This window comes from Paenibacillus daejeonensis DSM 15491 (assembly GCF_000378385.1).
GTDB lineage: Bacteria > Bacillota > Bacilli > Paenibacillales > Paenibacillaceae > Paenibacillus_D > Paenibacillus_D daejeonensis.
In genome coordinates this window covers 218,869-239,723 of record NZ_KB899666.1, presented here as the reverse complement: position 1 = coordinate 239,723, position 20,855 = coordinate 218,869, and the positions used below count along the sequence as shown (strand labels likewise).

General features: G+C 55.8%; 3 protein-coding genes. All 3 read left to right on the top strand.

Annotated features, from left to right (window positions below; translation table 11 throughout):
- The first annotated feature begins 17 nt into the window (after nt 1–17).
- The 3 genes from F556_RS0121500 (at nt 18) to F556_RS34795 (ending at nt 20,782) form a co-directional block, all read left to right on the top strand.
- The gene (locus tag F556_RS0121500; protein ID WP_020619067.1) at nt 18–7,784 is read left to right on the top strand and encodes a non-ribosomal peptide synthetase; all 7,767 of its coding nucleotides are present in this window, start codon (nt 18–20) and stop codon (nt 7,782–7,784) included.
- 49 nt (nt 7,785–7,833) lie between these two features.
- Nucleotides 7,834–9,477: an ABC transporter ATP-binding protein gene (locus F556_RS0121495; RefSeq protein WP_211222626.1), complete on the top strand. Its 1,644-nt coding sequence runs from the start codon at nt 7,834–7,836 to the stop codon at nt 9,475–9,477.
- Between the two features lie 250 nt (nt 9,478–9,727).
- The gene (locus tag F556_RS34795) at nt 9,728–20,782 is read left to right on the top strand and encodes a non-ribosomal peptide synthetase (RefSeq protein WP_020619065.1); all 11,055 of its coding nucleotides are present in this window, start codon (nt 9,728–9,730) and stop codon (nt 20,780–20,782) included.
- Nucleotides 20,783–20,855: the final 73 nt, after the last annotated feature.

The window sequence follows — 20,855 nt, the reverse complement described above, 5'->3', positions numbered from 1 at the left end:
GATTGGAGACATGGAACATGAATAGTAACGTGGAAAAGATCTATCCCTTGACTTCGATGCAAGAAGGGATGCTGTACCATAAACTGATCGATGATGCATCGACAAGCTATGTTGTGCAAAATATGATTCGTTTGCGTGGCGAGCTGGACCTGGGCAAGGTGGAGCAAAGCCTATTCCTGCTCACGCGCAAGCATGCGGTGCTGCGGACCTCCTTTTTCTACCGGAAAATCAAGCAGCCGCGTCAAATCGTTCTGAAGGAGAGAGCCCTCGAGCTCTTCTCCTTCGATATCAGTGCATTGCCGGAGCAGGAGCAGGCGGAGCAGCTGGAGCAGATCAAAACGGATGACCTGAACAAAGGCTTTGATCTGGAGAAGGATCCGCTGATGCGGGTGACCGTTATCAAGCTGGCGGAGTCGGACTACAAGATGCTCTGGAGCTTCCACCATATCATTATGGATGGCTGGTGCATGTCGATCATCGTCCGGGACTTCATGAGCAACTACAACAACATCCAGCAAGGCAAGCGTCTGGAGGATCTGGTCCGGTATACGGAAGATGAGGCAAGAAGCATTGCCAAGTATGAGGACTATATTAAATGGCTGCAGACCCAGAGCAAGGAACGGGCCATGGACTATTGGAGCGGTTTGCTGGAGGGATACGAGCAGGAAACGGGTATCGAACCGTTGACTCCCCCATCCCCGTCAGAGAGTCAGGTGGAGATCGCCAATCTGGAAGTGAGCGAAGAGACGAGTGAACATCTGGCGAAGCTGGCTTCGACGCTCAACGTGACGGTCAATACCATCGTCGAGACAGCGTGGGGACTGCTGCTGCAAGCCTATAACGGAACGACGGATGCCGTGTTCGGCAAGGTCGTCTCCGGCAGGAATGCGGATCTACCAGGCATTGAGGAAACGGTGGGCTTGTTCATTAATACCGTGCCGGTTCGCGTCCAGTGCGAAGAAGGTGACCGTCTGCAGGATCTCATCGCGCGCATGCAGGTGCAGGCCCTTGAAACCGGCCCATTCGATTATTGCTCCCTGACCGAGATTCAGGAGCAGACCCCGCTCAGAGGCCGGCTGATCCGCTCGCTCATTGCCTTCGAGAACTACTATGCCAATTATGATGAGGCGCATATGGACGGAGTGACCATCGAGGTAGAGAGCTTGAAGGAACAGACCAACTATCCGCTCTCGCTAGTCGTTTACCTCGATGATGTGCTCCGCATGGAGATGATGTATGATCCGAATGCGTTCGAAGCACAGGATATCGAACGAATTCTTGAGCAATTGACCGCCATTCTGACGAATATTGCCCAATCGCCGGAGCAGAAAGCAAGTGCAGTGAGCTTTATTTCTGAGGCGGAAGCGAAGCTAATGGTTCACCGTTTCAATGAGACCAAAACGGCCTATCCGTCAGATCAGACGATCCATCAGCTGTTTGAAGAGCAGGTGCGGCTGACGCCAGATGCCGAAGCAGCTGCGAGCCCAGGGATGAGGATGACATACGCCGAGTTGAACCATGCTGCGAACCTGGTAAGCAGCGAGCTGCAGCGCCAGGGAGTCCAGGCAGGGCAACGAATTGGGATTGTCAGTGAAAAAAGCGTACATATGATTGCCGGTATTCTCGGCATTCTCAAGAGCGGCTGCAGTTACGTGCCGCTGCATACAGGCGACCCTCAGAGCCGCGTTCGCTACATGTTGGAGGACGCTGCGATCAACACAGTGCTGTGCGGGCAAGCGAGCCTGGCAGTTGTAAGTGAATTGAATCTTGGAGAACAATTGAAAGTAATTGAGCTGGAATCGGCTGTAACCGGTCAGACAGCTAACAGCGAAGCGGTAGCGTCTCGCACCGCATTCCCGGCACAGACCGGACAGGCCTCCGATGCCGCGTATGTGATGTATACGTCGGGTACGACGGGTCAGCCCAAGGGCGTCGTCGTCGAGCATCGCAATGTCGTGCGCCTGGTGAAGAATACGAATTATGCAGATTTTGCAGACGCCCGCATCCTGCAGACAGGTGCGCTATCCTTTGATGCGTCGACCTTTGAAATCTGGGGCGCACTGCTGAATGGCGGCCTGCTAGTACTGGCTGAGAGCGATACGGTGAGCGACGGCAAGCAGTTGGAGCGCCTGATCGCCAGCGAGCGCATCACAATGATGTGGATGACCGCGCAGCTGTTCAATCACGTGACCGATACGTATCCGCAGGCGTTTGCGGGTCTACAGCATCTGCTCATTGGCGGCGAGAAGCTGTCTGCGAAGCACGTTCACGCTGTCCGGACCAGCCTGCCGCAGCTCAAGATCACCAATGGCTATGGCCCGACTGAGAATACGACCTTCTCGTTGACCTTCGCGATCGACGGCGATTACGACAATATCCCAGTAGGCAAGCCGATTAGCAACAGCACGGCTTATATCCTGCAGGGAGAGCGGCTGTGCGGCATCGGGATGGCTGGCGAGCTGTATGTCGGCGGAGATGGCGTGGCCAGAGGGTACTTGAATCAGCCGGAGCTGACGGAGCAGAAATTCATCGCCAATCCGTTTGCTCCGGGAAGCCGGCTGTATAGGACGGGCGATCTGGCCCGCTGGCGTCCTGACGGCACGATCGACTACCTCGGGCGCATCGATGCCCAGGTGAAAATCCGCGGCTACCGGGTGGAGCCGGGTGAGATCGAACAGGCCTTGCGGAGCCAGGCGGCTTTGCGCGATGCCGCTGTTATCGTCCGCGAGGAGACGGCGGGTGATGCGTACCTGTGCGCCTATGTCGTCCCTGTGCAGACCGATTCGGTGAACAACCCTGCAAGCGACGGCAGATTACCGTCTGACCAGCATCTTCAGGAGCAGCTCCGCAGCGGGCTCAGAGAGACGCTGCCGGACTATATGGTGCCCTCTTCGTTCGTGCTGATGGCGAAGCTGCCAGTCACACGCAACGGCAAGCTGGACCGGCGGGCATTGCCTGAGCCGGATCACGGCAGCAGGGGAGGCAAGGTAGCGCCCCGTAATGAAACCGAGGCCCAGCTGGCACAGGCCTTTGGCGAGGTGCTCGGCTTAACGGAAGTGGGTATTCACGACAGCTTCTTCGAGCTTGGCGGGCATTCCCTACGAGCCATCCGGCTGGTCAATCAGATTGAGTCGCTTACGGGCACGCGGCTGCCCCTGCGCGCGATCTTCGAGAGTCCGACCGTGGCAGGGATTGGCCGTCTGCTGACGGGCGAGCCCGAGACCACATATCAGCCGATCCCGCTGGCCGAATCGAAGCCTTTCTATGCGATGTCGCCAGCCCAGAAGCGTCTGTTCGTCATTCATGAGATGGACCCTTCCAGTACTGTCTACAACATGCCAGGTATGATGGAGATGGCGGGTGAAGCCGATCTGCCGCGAATTGCTCAAGCATTCCAGCAATTGGTGGACCGGCATGAAAGCCTGCGGACGAGCTTCCTTATGGAAGAAGGCGAGCCGGTGCAGCGCATCCATGAGCACATTAGCGTCATTGTTGACTATGAGGATGCGTCGGGAGTTGAACAGTCGGCCAGCGACAGATTGGAATCTTTTGTACAGCCATTTGATGTCAGTACCGCACCGCTTATTCGTCTGAAGGTTATCCATACCGGACCCTCACAGAATCTGCTGCTGTTCGATATGCACCATCTGATCTCCGACGGCACGACGATGGCGATTATTACAAGGGAGTTCTCCCAGCTGTATAACGGTACGGCGTTAGCGCCTGTAAAGGTCCACTACAAGGACTACAGCGAATGGATGCTTACGCAGGATATGAACGCGCATCAGTCGTACTGGCTGAACCAATTCAAGGGTGAACTGCCGGTACTGGATCTCCCGCTGGATTATGCCCGCCCGCAGCTGCAGAGCTTTAATGGAGCAGAGGTGGCGTGGCAGCTGGACGCGGCAGCGCGTGAGGCGGTGCAGCAGCTGTGCCGCAGAACCGGAGCAACGGAGTATATGGTGCTGCTATCAACGTTCATGCTGCTGCTGGGCAAATATAGCCGTCAAGAGGACATTATCGTAGGCAGTCCCGTATCCGGCCGTATGCATCAGGATACCGAGCAGATGGTTGGTATGTTCGTGAATACACTGGCTCTGCGCGGCAAGCCTGAGCCAGGCAAACGCTACCTGTCCTTCCTGGAGGAAATCAAGGAAACGAGCTTGAAAGCCTTCGAGCATCAAACCTATCCGTTTGAGGACCTCGTAGAGCAGGTACAGGTACGACGGGATATGTCACGCAATCCGATCTTTGATGTCATGTTGGTGCTGCACAATCAGGAGGAAGAAGAACTCACGGCGCAGGGCTTGTCATTCGGCGAGGTAGAGGCTGACCTTCATGCGGCGAAGTTCGATCTGACTCTGAATATAACGGCTACTCGCACAGGATATAGCATGCAATGGGAGTACGTGCGCGAGCTGTTCAAGCCAGACACCGTGGAGCGTATGGCCACTCATTTCGAGCGGCTGCTGCTGGAGCTGGCGTCGCTGCCGGAGAAGCAGCTGGGCGAATATGAACTCATGACCACGCAAGAGCAATCGCAGCTGCTCGGCCAATTCAACGACACGGCGCTGCCTTATCCGGTGGATCAGACAGCCCACGCACAGATCGAGCAGCAAGTGCGCAGGACACCGGAGCGCATCGCCCTGGCTTATCAGGATCAAACGCTAAGCTATGCGCAATTGAATGAGCGGGCCAACCAACTGGCACGAGCACTGCGTGCCAAAGAGGTGGGCAACGGCGATATTGTTGGCATTATGGTGAGCCGTAGCCTGGAGATGATCGTCTCGATCCTGGCCGTGCTGAAGGCTGGAGCGGCCTACCTGCCGATCGACCCTGAATATCCTGCGGACCGGATCGGCTATATGCTGGAGGACAGCGCCACTGAACTGCTGCTGACCGAGCCTGCCATCTATGACAAGCTGGAGCTTGCCTTTGACGGACAGGTGGTCAATGTGCGGGATGAGAGCAGCTATGATGCAGATGACACGAGTCTGGATGTCATGATGACGACGCTGGAACCAGCCTATCTGATCTATACCTCGGGCTCCACCGGCAAGCCGAAGGGCGTTCGGATTGAACACCGCTCGGTCAGTCATCTGATTGCGGGCATGGCACAGATCCTTCCGTTTGAAGAGCGCGAGTCGATCCTTAACGTAACGAATATTTCATTTGATATTTTCGTCGTGGAGTCGATTGTTGCACTTGCCAAGGGACTCAAGATTGTCATCACGAGCGAAGAAGACCAGAAGAATCCGGAAGCGATGAGACGTCTGATAGAAACCCATGAAGTCGACATCGTACAGACGACCCCGTCCCGGATGAAAATGCTCCTGAGCGGCGTATCTGATTCCGCACCGTTCCGCTCGCTGAAGGAAGTCATTGTGGCGGGCGAAGCACTGTCCGAGCATCTGGCGGACACAATTCTAGAGCATATCAGCGGCAAGCTGCTGAATATGTACGGCCCGACGGAATGTACAGTGTATGCAACCGTGAAGGAAATCCGCAAGGGTGAGCGGGTCACCATCGGCAAACCGACACCGAATACAACAGCCTATATCGTTGATGCCCACCAGCGCCTGCTGCCGGTCGGCATGAAGGGAGAGCTGTGCATCGGAGGAGCAGGCGTCGCTATCGGGTATCTGGGCCGTCCGGAGCTGACGGCAGAGAAGTTTGTAGCCAATCCATTCGCAGCCGGTGAGCGCATGTACCGGACGGGCGATCTGGCCCGCTGGCTTCCTGGTGGAGATATCGAATACCTGGGACGCTTGGATGAGCAGGTGAAAATTCGCGGCTACCGGATTGAGCTCGGCGAGATCGAGAGCGCGCTCCGCAAGCAATCGGGAGTGCGTGATGCCGCGGTCCTTGCTCGTGAAGATCAAGCGGGAGATGCCTATATCTGTGCCTATGTCGTAATGGATGAGGCGGCGGAGCCGTTTGATGCGGCGCGCAGCAGGAATGAACTGCGACAGAGCTTGCCTGAATTTATGATTCCGCCATTCATGGTCGTCCTCGACCGGCTCCCAGTCACGAACAACGGCAAGCTGGACCGGCGGGCACTTCCTGAGCCCGACAGAGGAGGCAGCAGCGCGTATGCTGCACCGAGAAATGAAACCGAAGCGAAGCTGGCCCTGGTCTTCCAGGACGTGCTGGGTATTCCCCGCGTCAGCATTGACGATAACTTCTTCGAGCTCGGCGGGGATTCGATCAAGGCGATCCGGATCGTCTCCAAGGCAAGGGAGCAGGGATTGGTTCTGGATAACCGCTCCTTGTTCCAACAGGGCGATATTCGCAGCCTCAGCGGCATGCTGGAGCAGGTGCAGCAGGATCAATGGGCCGCTTATCAAGCCGAGGTCGAAGGACCGGTACGGCGAACGCCGATCCAGCAGCAATTCTTTGACTGGCAGTTGGCCAAGCCGCATCACTTCAACCAGGCGGTTATGATCCGGTCCGAGCAGCCGCTGCAAGAAGAGCTGATTCGTTCAGCGCTTGGACAACTGGTTGTTCATCATGACGGTCTGCGCACCGTGTTCGAAGCGGATGGATCGCAGCGCGTACGCCGCACCGATGAAGGCGAGGGCTTCGAACTTGCGGCCCTTCATTTTGGAGATGTACATGACACTGCAACGCTTGCGCCGCTGGTGGAGCAGCACTGTCTGGCCATCCAGCAAAGTATGGATCTGCAGCAGGGCCCATTGGTGAAGGCTGCCTTGTTCTACATGGCGGACGGGACGCATTTGTTCCTGTGTATCCATCACCTGGTGGTAGACGGCGTTTCCTGGCGCATCCTGCTAGAGGATCTCAGTACCCTGTACACCGGCTTGCTGTCTGGTGAGGGAGCGGAATTGCCGCCGAAGACGGCCTCGGTGCAGCGCTGGTCGGAGGAGCTTGCGGAATATGCGGATTCCTATCTGCTGAAGCGGGAGCTTCCCTACTGGAGCGCACTGCTGGATGAGATTGGCGAGACGACGCCGCCGTTGAGTCGGGATGAACATTTTTTGACAAAAGATGGTGAAAACAAGCGTCAAGTGGGTAATGAGCAGATGGAGCTATCCGAAACGCTCACGAATCACCTGCTGTATGATAGCAGCCATGCTTACAATACGGAGATCAATGATCTGCTGCTGGCCGCTGTGCAGCTGGCGTTCCGCAGAAGCTATGGCGTGGATCAGATTGCCGTCGAGCTGGAAAGCCACGGCCGTCACCCGATCCATACGGATATCGCGATTGACCGTACGGTGGGCTGGTTTACGAATATGTATCCCGTGCTGCTGAAGTCGCAGGCTGGCGAGGATATCGGAGCCGTCATTACCCAGACGAAGGACGGGCTGCGCAAAATCCCGAATCACGGGTTAGGTTACAGCTTGCTGAAGGATACGGCGGAACTGAAGGACAGAGCCGAGCGGTGCTCGGACCAGGTACAGGTTAGCTTCAATTATTTAGGCAGCATCGATCAAGACAGCGGAGCCTTCGAATTCTCCGGCCTTGGCTTTGGTGCAATGAGCGCGGAGGAGAATCAGATGACCAGAGCGATGACCATTGACGGTCTTATTGAAGGAAATCAATTGAAGTTTACGATTGGCTATGACCGTTCCGCGTTCAGTCAGAGGGCGGTGCAGCAGTTCTGTACAGGCTTCGAGCAGGCCTTGACGGAGGTAATCCTGCATTGTGCAGGCAAGGAGGATACCCAGTTCACCTTATCCGACTACGGAGATGAGCTGGAGTGGGATGAGAGCGAGTTGGAAGGCGTGCTGCAGTTATATGATGGAGGTGAGGAGCATTAAACAGACAAATTCTCTCAAACATCACTTATTCAAAAACAAACATTTGTTTGTGGGTGCTATTTTCTTCTCGCTCATCATATCGGCTATGAACGTCGGCTTGGCTTTTATTCTCCAGATCCTCATTGATTTGGGTGTGTATGGTGAAGTGAGCGAGCTCGTGAACATGGCTTGGATTATTGGCGGATTGCTGCTCATTTATTTGCTTGTCAATGTCTTTCATTACAAAATCAAAAACATCTACGTGATGCGTGCACTTATCAGCTACAAGGATGCCATTCTGGGGATCATCATCAAGAAAAATCTGGCGGATTTCCGCAAGCGCAACACGGGCAGTTATATCTCGGTCATTAATAATGATGTGAAATCGATTGAGACGGATTATGTGGAAGGGAACCTGGTGATTATCACCCAGGTCTCCCTGTTCATTATGGGTTTGGCGGCGATGTTCTATCTGAATCCGTACATTGCGATTGCGGTTATCGTGCTCAGCATCCTGCCAATTCTGGCTACGGTTGGCTTCAACGGCAAGGTGGACACCACCCAGAGAGAAGTCTCCAGCAAAAACGAAGGCTTCACGACGTCCATTAAAGATATCTTCAACGGTTTCACGGTTATCAAGAGCTTCGGTGTGGAAAAAGAGGTCACCGAGACGATTGCAGATGTGAACAAGGATCTGGAGTCGAAGAAAAGAAAGCTCTATGACGTTCAAGGCCTCATCAAAACACTGACCGAGGTTACGGGATTTATTATGTTTATCGGAACGATCGCCTTCGGCGTCTGGCTGGCGATTATGGGCGATATCACGGTTGGTGAGGTTGTCGCTTATATTCAATTGATCAACTACATGTTGGGACCGATTATCGTGTTGTCCGAGACGGTCAACAAGCGCAAGGCTGGTGCTGTGTTGATCACCAAGATCGACACTATGCTGCTGAGCGACGAGCAAAAAGAAGAAGGCAAACAAATGGGCCGCTTCCAGGACAAAATTGTGTTCAAGGACGTATCCTTCTCGTTTGACGGGGAGAAGAACGTGCTGTCCAATCTCAATCTGGAGCTGGAGAAGAACAAGTCCTACGCGGTGGTCGGTCTGAGTGGCAGTGGCAAATCGACGATGCTGAACGTGCTCATGGGCTACTATGATTCCTACCAGGGCAGCATCCATGTGGATGGAAATGAGCTCAAGGAGATCAGCCCGGCCAGTCTGTACGAGAATCTCTCGGTTATTCAGCAGGAAGTGTTCATGTTCGACGCGCCGCTGAAAAATAACATTCAGTTGTATAAGACCTACCCGCCGGAGCGGCTGGCCAAAGCGATCAGCATGTCCGGTCTGGATGAGTTTATCAAGCGCAGAGGCGAGGATTTCGATTGCGGAGAGAATGGTACATACCTGTCAGGCGGCGAGAAGCAGCGGGTCTCCATTGCCCGTGCCTTGATCAAGGATACGCCCATCCTGCTGCTGGACGAAGCTACAAGCTCGCTCGACAATGAAACCGCCCGGGCGGTCGAGAAGTCCATCCTGGAGCTGGAAGGCACGACGCGCATTATCGTTACCCACAAGCTAAACTCTGCTTCGCTGGCGATGTATGACGAGATCATCATGATGAAGAACGGTGAAGTCGTCGAGAAAGGCTCCTTTGAGCAGCTCCTGGAGCGAAAAGGCATGTTTTACTCGCTCTACAATGTAACATTCTAAAAAATCAGGCTGCCCTCAAAGAGGGGCCTACGGTCACGGATCGATCTTCCGATCGCTGTTGTCCCCAGATTTCTTGAATTGTTAACCGCTCTAGCGGTTGAAATCCGGGGACAAAGGCGAGCGCTCCTCAGCGTATGCTTCCGGAGTCGCTTTCTTTCAGAAAGCGTTGACCAGATTCGATTCCGTGCCTCTTCGGCACTCTAGAGGGTAGCCTAAAATATTTAATAATTTACATGGAAGAGGGTTGGGTATGCAGAAGAAAAAGAGCAGAGTCATTGAGCGTATTTATCCGCTGACTTCGATGCAGGAAGGCATGCTCTTCCATAAAATCATGGACGAGCAGTCGACCAGCTATGTCGTGCAGGAGGTTATGTCCGTGCGGGCGGCGCTGGAGCCAGCGCTGATCGAGCAGACCCTGGACCTGCTGAGCCAGCGGCATGATATGCTGCGCACCGCGGTCGTCTACCGCAAAGTAGCCAAGCCGCAGCAGCTGCTGTTCTATAAACGCAAAATCGAATGCGAGTATGTCGATGCCACCAGCCTGTCGCCGGAGGAGCAAAGCACAGCCATTGGACAGATGAAGGATGCGGATGTGGCCCGTGGCTTCGATCTGGAGAAGGATACCCTGCTCCGTATGAAGGTTATTCACTGCGGCCCGAAGTCGTACAAGATTATTTGGAGCTTCCACCACATCATTATGGATGGCTGGTGCCTGTCCATTATCTGCTCGGATTTCATGAGCTATTATGCGGCATTGAAGGAAGGGAATTCGCTTGAGGCGCTAAGTGCTGCGGTTCGAGAAGAGAAGCTGCGCTCTGCCAGCTACGAGGATTATATCAAATGGTTCAAAACCCAAAATGTCGAGGAAGGCATGGGCTATTGGAAGTCCTTGCTCACGGGCTATGATACGGTCGCGGACATCGCGGCCGTTCGTCCCGTACCTGCAGGCAAGCATGGGGTATCCAGTGTACAAGCGGAGCTGAGCAAGGAGCTTAGCGATGCGATCAGCGCGCTGACGGCACGTTACCAGGTGACTGCGAACACCTTTTTCGAAGTCGTGTGGGGCGCCATTCTGCAGCGTTATATGGGAAGCAGCGATGTTGTGTTCGGCAAGGTCGTATCCGGCCGCAACGCGTCCTTGAGAGGCATTGAGGAAATCGTCGGTTTGTTCATTAATACCATTCCGGTGCGCATGACTAGTGATGTGGAGGACAGCTTTGCTACACTGGCAAGTCGGCTTCATGCCCAGGCTCTGAATTCGGGAAACTACGACTATTGTCCGCTGGGTGAGGTACAGGCGCTCAGTGAAGTCGGAGCCGATACGGTTAAGACGCTGATGATTTTTGAGAACTATTTTGAACGGAGTGCCCCTGAGGGACTGGAGGACAGCTTCCAGATCGAGACGGATGTGTTCCGTGAGCAAACCAATTATCCGGTAAATTTCATGATTCACTATACGGATGTCTATGCGTTGAACCTGATGTATGATCCTGCGGTGCTGGCAGCAGACGACATCGAACAGCTGATGCAGCGTGTGCTGCTCCTGGTGGAGGGCATAGCGGCCCAGCCGGAGCAAAGCCTGGGCGATATCTCCATTGTCCAGCCAGCCGAGCGGGAGTCGCTGATCTCTGCGTTCAATGCAACAGATAACGAGTATCGCAGGGAGCAGCTGCTTCATGGCTTGTTCGAGGAACAGGTGCGCAGGTCCCCGGATGCCGTGGCTCTGGTATGCCAGAATGGAACGCTGACCTATCGGCAGCTGAACGGGCGTGCGAATCGACTGGCCAGAACGCTGCAGGCGCAAGGCATGCGCACGCAGGATATTGTAGGCATTCTGGTCGGCCGCTCGGCAGACATGCTGGTGTCCATGCTTGCCGTGCTGAAGGCTGGCGGGGCTTATCTGCCGATTGACCCCGAGCATCCGGCAGACCGCATGCGGTATATGCTGGAGGACAGCGCTGCGCGGATGCTGCTGGCGGACCTGAAGCTCTATCATGAACTTGAACTGGATGCGGGCTGCCCTGTCATTGATGCGGCCTTACGCCTCGACAGTGAGTCGGAGGAAGTGAATCTGCAGACCGAGCTGTCGTCCCGCGATTTGGCTTATGTCATTTACACGTCGGGCTCGACGGGCAAGCCCAAGGGCGTCATGCTGGAGCACCAGTCTGTACATAACTTTATGGAAGGCATGAGCAACAACATCAGCTTCGTTCCGGGCAAGTCCATCCTCAATGCAACGAGTATCGGATTTGATATCTTCATCGTGGAATCCCTGCTTGCTCTGATTAAGGGTCTGAAGGTAATTATTGCGGACGAAGCGCAGCAGAAGGACCCGGAGCTGATGAGACAATTGATCGCATCCCAGCAGATCGACATGATGCAGACCACACCATCCCGGCTTAAGCTGCTGTTGAGCGGCGTGACGGATTATGCACCGTTCCAGTCGCTGCAGGAAATTATGGTGGGCGGCGAAGCGGTACCGGACCATCTGGCTGCCGCCATGCTGAGTGGATGGAATGGACGTCTGCTGAATATGTACGGCCCGACCGAGACGACGGTCTGGTCGACGATGCAGGAGATTCGCCGTGGCGAGAAAGTGAACATCGGCCAGCCGATTGCCAATACGCAAGTATACATGCTGGACCCGCGTCTGAATCTGCAGCCCATCGGTCTGAAGGGTGAGCTCTGTATTAGTGGTGAAGGGGTAGCCAGAGGCTATCTGGGACGGCCGGAGCTGACGGCGGACCGCTTTATCGCGCATCCCTTTGTGGAGGGGGAGCGGCTGTATCGGACGGGCGACTTGGCCCGCTGGCTGCCTGACGGCACAATCGAATATCTGGGCCGAATGGATGAGCAGGTGAAGATCCGAGGCTACCGCATCGAGCTGGGCGAGATTGAGACGATACTGCGCCAGCAGCGAGGCGTGCGCAATGCGGCGGTCATTGCACGTCAGGATGCCGCAGGCGATAACTATATTTGTGCCTATGTGGTGACGGCTGAAGGTGAAGCCGCTGCGGAATATGAGGTGGAGCAGTGCCGGGCTGAACTGAAGAAGGAGCTGCCCGAATACATGGTGCCTTCTTACTTCGTTACGGTTGACCACCTGCCGGTCAACAGCAACGGCAAGCTGGACCGGCGCGCGCTGCCGGAACCGGAACGCAGCAGCAAGGCGGCAGCTGTCGCCCCGCGTAATGAGACGGAAGCGAAGCTTGTTCAGGTATTCAGTGAAATGCTGGGTGTATCGGACATCAGCGTCCATGACAGCTTCTTCGAGCTGGGTGGTCATTCCTTGCGGGCCGTACGGGCCATGAATGCCATTGAATCGCAGACAGGCGTACGCTTGCCTCTACGTACCATCTTCGAGCACCCTAGTGCAGCCGAGCTCAGTCTGATGCTGACGGGCGAGCCAGCCGAAGCCTACGAGGGCATTCCGCTGGCAGAAGTGCGGGAGTACTACCCGATGTCGTCGGCACAGCGGCGCTTGTTCGTCATTCACGAGATGGACCAGGCCAGCACCGTCTACAATATGCCAGGCATGCTGAAGCTGAGCGGGAAGATTGACTTGCCGCGCCTCGAGCGGGCGTTCCAGCAGCTGGTGAACCGGCATGAGAGCCTGCGGACCAGCTTCCATATGATTGACGGAGAGCCGATGCAGCGTATTCATACGAGCGTCAGTGTAGCTGTTGATTATGAGCAGGTGGATGGCGATGACTTGCTGACGGCATTCATTCAGCCCTTTGATGTAAGCAAGGCTCCGCTGATCCGACTCAAGGTAGCGAGCAAGGGGGATGGCGAGCATCTGCTGCTGTTCGATATGCATCATCTCGTATCCGACGGGACGACGATGAACATTATTACGAAGGAATTTTCCCAGCTATATAATGAAGAAACACTGGTGCCGGCAGGGGTGCAGTACAAGGATTACAGCGAATGGATGCGCACTAAGGACCTGGCTGATAAACAAGCGTATTGGTTAAATCAGCTGGGTGGCGAGCTGCCCGTGCTGGATTTGCCACTGGATTATCCCCGTCCGCAGCTGCAGAGCTTCGAGGGCGGTACGGTTACCTGGCAGCTGGATTCGACCATGCGGGAGCGTGTCCAGGCGCTCTGCAAGGCCACGGGAGCAACCGAGTATATGGTGCTGCTCTCCGCCTTAATGGTGCTGCTCGCGAAGTACAGCCGTCAGGAAGATATTATCGTCGGCAGCCCGGTTTCCGGCCGGGTGCATCAGGACACCGAGCAGATGGTCGGTATGTTCGTGAACACGCTCGCTCTGCGTGGCAAACCGGAGGCGGCCAAAGGCTACAAGCAATTCTTGGAGGAGATCAAGGAAACCAGCTTGAAGGCATTTGAGCATCAGACCTATCCGTTCGAGGATCTCGTGGAGCAGGTGCAGGTAAACCGTGACCGGTCGCGTCATCCGATTTTTGATGTGATGCTGGTACTGCAAAATCAGGAGGAAGAGACATTAACGGCCGAGGGCTTAACGTTGGGTGATTCGGAAGGCCAGACGCGGGTAGCCAAGTTCGATTTGACCGTGAATATTACGGCTTCTTCCTCCGGTTACGAGCTGCAATGGGACTATGTCCAGGCTTTGTTCAGAGAAGATAGTATTGCGCGGATGGCCGGCCATTTCGAGCAGCTGATGAGTGAGCTTACGACAGCACCAGACAAGCCGCTGTGCGAGTTGTCCTGTCTGACAGAGGAGGAGCAGCGACTCATTCTGACCGAATTCAATGATACGATGACGGACTATCCGGCCGATCAGACGATCCACCAGCTGTTCGAAGCGCAGGTGCTGGCTTCTCCAGATGCGGAGGCTGTAGCCAGTCCGGGTGAAGCGATGACCTATGCCGAGCTGGATCGTGCGGCCAACCGGATCTGCGCCGCCTTGCAGCGGCGTGGTGTGCAGGCAGGGGAACTGGTGGGGATCGCCAGTGAGAAAAGCGTGAATATGATCGCAGGCATTCTCGGTATCCTCAAAGCAGGCTGTGGCTACATTCCGCTGAACAGCAGTGATCCGCATTCCCGCATTCGCTATATGCTGGAGGATGGTTCAATTCGTACGGTGTTGTGCGGAATGGCCCATGCCGATGTGTTCAAGGATGTGGATGACAACCTGAACCTGATCGGGCTGGAGGCCAGCGCCTTTTTGCCATCGGAGAGCGAGCAGGACAGCGTTGGTTTGGAAAACGGGACGTCCGATGCATCGAATATTGCTTATGTGATGTACACTTCCGGGACCACCGGCCAGCCGAAAGGCGTCGTGGTTGAACACCGGAATGTGGTGCGGCTCGTCAAACATACCACCTATGCCAATTTTGAAGGAGCACGCATCCTGCAGACGGGCGCGTTGTCCTTTGATGCCTCCACCTTTGAAATCTGGGGCGCGCTGCTGAACGGTGGGTTGCTGGTGCTGGCGGAGAGCGAAACCGTGAGTGACGGCGAGCAGCTCTCCGCGATAATCGCAGACAAGCGCATCAATACGATGTGGATGACGGCACAGCTGTTTAATCACGTGATAGATACCGCACCGCAATCACTGGCAGGCTTGAAGCATTTGTTGATCGGGGGCGAGAAGTTATCCGCCAAGCATGTGCAGGAAGTGCGGGCTATGCTGCCTGATCTGCGCCTGACGAACGGATACGGTCCGACAGAGAATACGACCTTCTCCCTCACTTTTGACATTGAGGATTCGTATGCCAACATTCCTGTCGGCAAGCCGATCAGTAACAGTACCGCCTATATTATGCAAGAGGACCGTCTGTGCGGCATTGGCATCCCGGGCGAATTGTATGTTGGCGGGGATGGCGTGGCGCGTGGTTACTTAAACCGTCCGGAGCTGACTGAGCAGAAGTTTGTTCCGAATCCCTATGCGCCCGAAGGGCGTCTGTACCGTACCGGGGATCTGGCCCGCTGGCTGCCGGATGGCAGCATTGAATATGTGGGACGTATCGACGAACAGGTCAAAATTCGCGGCTTCCGCATTGAGCCGGGTGAGATTACAAGCGTCCTGCGCAGGCAAGAGGGCGTGCTGGATGCCGCCGTCATTGTGCGGGAGGATGCGTCAGGGGAAAAATATCTCTGCGCGTACCTTGTGCCGCAGGCTGGTGCTGACGAAGCAGGGGAGTCTCGGCTGATCGAGCAGTGCCGCAGTGAGCTGAGACAGGTCTTGCCGGATTATATGCTGCCAGCCAGCTACGTCACATTGGAGCAGCTGCCGATGACAAGCAATGGTAAGCTGGACCGCCGGGCTCTGCCGGAGCCGGAGCGCAATAGCGCCCGTACTACGGTAGCACCGAGAAACGAAACTGAGGCTTCGATTGTGCAAGCGTTTAGTGAAGTACTGGGCATGCAGCAGGATGAGGTTGGCATCCATGACAGCTTCTTTGAGCTCGGCGGTCATTCGTTACGAGCAATTCGTGCAATCAATTTGATCGAATCGCAAACCGGCATCCGACTGCCGCTGCGGACGGTGTTCGAGCATCCGACAGCCGAAGCGCTCAGCCAGGTGCTGGTCAGCGAGCCGGAGGCTGCCTATGAGCCGATTCCGCAGGCGCCGATCCGAGACCGGTACCCAATGTCCTCGGCACAGAAGCGGTTGTTCGTCATTCATGAGATGGACAAGACGAGCACGGTGTATAACATGCCGGGCATGATGGACATGCACGGCGAGGTGGATCTGCCACGGATTACGGAGGCATTCCAGGAGCTTGTGAATCGGCATGAAAGTCTGCGAACGACCTTCCATATGATTGAAGGGGAGCCTGTGCAGCAGATCCATGAGCGACTGGACGTGAGCGTTGACTACGAGGAGCTGGAAGGGCCGGCCGCGTCATTCCAAGATATGCTACTGGCGTTCGTCCGTCCTTTTGATGTCAGCAAGGGGCCATTGATTCGACTCAAGGTCGTGAAGACGGAGGAAAATCGCAGCCTGCTGCTGTTCGACATGCATCATCTGATCTCCGACGGCACAACGATGAATATCATTACACAGGAGTTCTCACAGCTCTACAATGGCGAGGAGCTGGAGCAGCCAGCTGTTCAATACAAGGATTACAGCGAGTGGCTGCGAACCCAGGATCAGAGCGAAGAGCAGCAATACTGGCTCCGCCAATTCGAAGGCGAGCTGCCGGTATTGGACTTGCCGCTGGACTATCCGCGGCCGCAGTTCCAGAGCTTTGCCGGCGCCGTGGTGACTCAGCAACTCGATGCTGGGCTGCGGGAGCAGGTGCAGAAGCTGTGCCGGGCTACCGGAGCAACGGAATATATGGTGCTGTTGTCTTCCTTGATGGAGCTGTTGGGCAAGTATAGCCGACAGGAAGACATCATTGTTGGTAGTCCGGTATCCGGGCGAGTGCATCATGACACCGAGCAGATGGTCGGCATGTTCGTGAATACGCTGGCGATGCGAGGCCAGCCGGAGGCGGACAAGGCGTACGCGGATTTCCTGGAGGAGATTAAGCAAACGAGCTTGAAGGCTTACGAGTACCAGGCGTATCCATTCGAGGACATTGTGGAGCAAGTTCAGGTACGGCGTGACATGTCACGCAATCCACTCTTTGATGTGATGCTGGTGCTGCAAAATCAGGAGGAAGCGTCACTTACCGCACAAGGCATGGCCTTTGGCGAGATGGAAGCCGATCTCCGTACGACCAAGTTCGACCTGGGCATTAATGTGACGGCATCCCCGTCCGGTTACGAGCTGCACTGGGAGTATGGCCGTGATTTGTTCAAGGAAGCAACCGTGGAGCGGATGACCGCGCACTTTGAGCAGCTGCTGCAGGCCGTGACCGCAGCGCCGGAGCAGAAGCTCGGGGAGCTGGAGGTTGTGACGGCCGCAGAGAAACAGCTGCTGCTGCATGATTTCCACGAAGCCCCAGCGTCGTATCCGGAGCAGGCCACGATCAAAGAGCTGTTCGAGGCGCAGGTGCGTCGCACGCCACAGCAGATCGCTGCAACATGCGAGGGAGAGCAATGGACCTATGCGGAGCTCAACCGCCAGGCTAATCGGATCGCGAGTCGCTTGCTGGAGGAAAAAGGGGAAGGCGAGACCATCGTCGGGCTGCTGCTGGAGCGCAATCTGCATCTGTTGGCGGGTATCCTGGGTGTCGTAAAGGCGGGCTGTGCCTACCTGCCGATGGACCCGGATGCACCGGAGGACCGGATTGCCTATATGCTGCAGGACAGTGGGGCGCGTGTGCTGCTTGCAAGTGGGAAGGGAGACGCAAGCGGGGACGGAGACACCAGGGGAGATCATGTGGATGTCGGTTCACGATTCTCGAATCTTTCGTTCTCAGGGACCGTTCTACAAGTTGAAAGCCTGCTGGCGTCCGATGTGACTGACCGTGCGGATAGCACCTTCGATCCTAACCCGGTAGTCCCGATCCAGCCGCAGAATGCGCTTTATATGATCTACACCTCCGGTACGACGGGACAGCCGAAGGGGACGATGATCGAGCACCGCAACGTGGTGCGGTTGATGGTCAACGACCGAATGCCATTCGATTTCTCGACGGATGACGTGTGGAGCTTGTTCCACTCTTACAATTTCGACTTCTCGGTGTGGGAGATGTACGGCGCGCTGCTGTATGGTGGCAAGGTCGTGGTCATTCCCAAAGCTGCCACCCGAGACAGCTACGCCTTCCTGGACATTCTCCGCAAGGAGCGGGTCACGGTACTGAATCAGGTGCCATCCTCTTTCTATGAGCTGATGCATGCGGAGCTGGCGGGCGAAGGCGAGCCGCTGCACGTACGCTACCTGATCTTCGGCGGGGAGGCGCTGCATGTCAGCAAGCTGAAGGCGTGGCTGGAGAAGTATCCAGAGATGGCGATTGTGAATATGTACGGCATCACGGAGACGACGGTGCACGTGACGCATAAGCGGATCGGAGCCGAGGATATCCAGCGCGGCATCAGCAATATCGGACAGGCGATCCCGACGCTGAAGCTGTACATTTTGAATGGCAATCAGCTGTGCGGCATCGGCATGCCGGGCGAGCTCTGTATTGCCGGCGCTGGCGTGGCGCGGGGCTATGTGAACCGGCCCGAGCTGACGGAGGCCAAGTTTGTAGAGAATCCGTACGTACCAGGCGAGCGGATGTACCGCTCCGGTGACTTGGCACGCTGGCTGCCGGACGGCAACGTCGAATACATCGGCCGGATCGACGACCAGGTGAAGATCCGGGGCTACCGGATCGAGCTCAAGGAAATCGAGAAGGTGCTGATGAAGCAGCCTGGGGTGCAGGATGCAGCAGTCATTGTGCGCCAGGATGGTGCAGGTGACAGCTACCTGAGCGCCTACGTTGTGGGCAAGGATGTCGAAGCCGAGCTGGATGTCGAAGCGCTGAAGATTGGCATTGGCGAGGATCTGCCGGACTACATGGTGCCAGGCAGCATCATGGCGCTGGCGAAGCTGCCGATTACAAGTAACGGCAAACTGGATCGCCGCGCGCTGCCGGAGCCGGTGTACACCTCGGGCGAGGCCTATGTGGCGCCAAGAAACGAGCGCGAGCAGCTGCTCGCGGACATGTTCGCCCAGGTGCTCGGTGTTGAACAGGTGGGGATCTACGATCATTTCTTCGAGCTTAGCGGGGATTCCATCAAGGCGATGCGGATGATGGCGCTCCTGCGTGATGCTGGTTATCCTGCAACGATTGTACAGTTGTTCAATCATCCGACGGTTGCTGCATTTGCCGCCGTAATCCAGAGTGAGGGACAGCGGGTGAATGTGGTAATTGGTCAAGAAGCGCAGGGTCGAGAAGGGCAAGGCCAAGAAGTACAAGTTCAACAAGTTCAGAGTCAAGAAGCGCGGGTTCAAGCAGTGCAGGGTTCAACAGCGCAGGATCAAGCGGTGCAGGTTTCAACAGTGCAGACTCAAGCAGCACACGAGCAAGTGGCAGTGGCAGCTGAAGCAGCTGGGGCTAGAATCCAAGCCGGAGCCGGAGCCGCCGTCGCGCCTGACGAGTTAGCTCGGCATGTGGTGCAAATTGAAGGCTTGCTGAACCATTTCGCTGACGAGTTGGCGTCGCTACCGGTCACAAACGTGCTGCCGCTCTCCCCAATTCAGAAGCTGTCGTATGCGATGGGTGTCCGGTCAAGCATGGCTGAGCTGCATTTTGATAGACCGGTCGAGCCTGACAAGCTGGAGTTGGCATTGCAGCAGATGCTGGACAGACATCCACTGCTCCGTACCCGAATTCATGTGGAAGCGAATGAGCTGATGGAGCTTGCTTGTCCAACACGCTTACCTCTTCCTGTGTATGATTTAACGTCCTGTTCCCCGGAGCTGCGGGAGGCCGTCAAGAAGCACGCGCGTGCGCTCTATGCCCGCTATGACGAAGAACGGCAGTACAAGGGAGAGACGCTTACACAGTCGATGATTCTGCTCAAGGGCGGAGAGGCAGATTACACCTTCCTTATGCCATGCAGCCATTTGATTTTCGACGGGATGAGCCACGAGAGCTTCTGCAGTCAACTGTTGGCACTCTATGGGGACGCCGTGGGGCAAGCGACAAGTAAATCTTCTAAGGAAAGATTGGACTACCGGGATTATCTGGACCAGATCCAGCGGGGACCAAGTCTGACCACGGAAGAGGACATCGTGTCTGTCCTGCAGCTGGGTGAATTCAGTGAAGCGGTCGCGCAGTACAAAGCAGCTTCACACAACCAAACGTTTGAAAGCTTCCATTATACGTTCCGGTTGGATGCAGACCAGGCCAAACGTCTCAAAGACCAGCAATGGCACCTGCCCGGTCAGCTGTATGGTGAGCTGTTGAAAAGCGTATTCCCGCAGACGAAAATACCAGTGCTTATCGTACACACCGGCAGAAGCATGAAGGATCGGCAATTCTATGACTACATTGGGGAATTTATCGATTTTGTTCCTAGTGTGCTGGACACGTCTCAGGAGCACCCGGCGCTTGGTCAAATCCAAGACCGCCTGGCGTTCCTGAAGAAGCACAATATCAATATGGCCGCCATGCTGGCCGAGCCGTCCATCCAGGCGCAATATGCTGCGGTAGCTGCGGCGTTTGCAGGGATCGATCCGAAGCAGATGCAAGTACCGGTCTATAACTACCTGACCCTGTATCAGCACGCGGGAACAGATGCCTCTACGTATCAGCCGACTACGCAGCTGGATGGTCAGGCAGCGTTCGAAGGCATGACGACGAATGTGTATGTAACCAGCAATGAGCTCCAGATGAGCGCCTTCTGTCTGCAAGGACAGGGTGAGGTGGTCAGGCAGCACTTGAACCTCTGGCTGGAACATTCATTCAGTTTGGATCACGAAGTGGTTCAGTGAGGTGTACTCGACCTCTTCGAAGATGTTGAAAAGCAAGCCTACGGTCACGGATCGATCTTCCGATCGCTGTTGT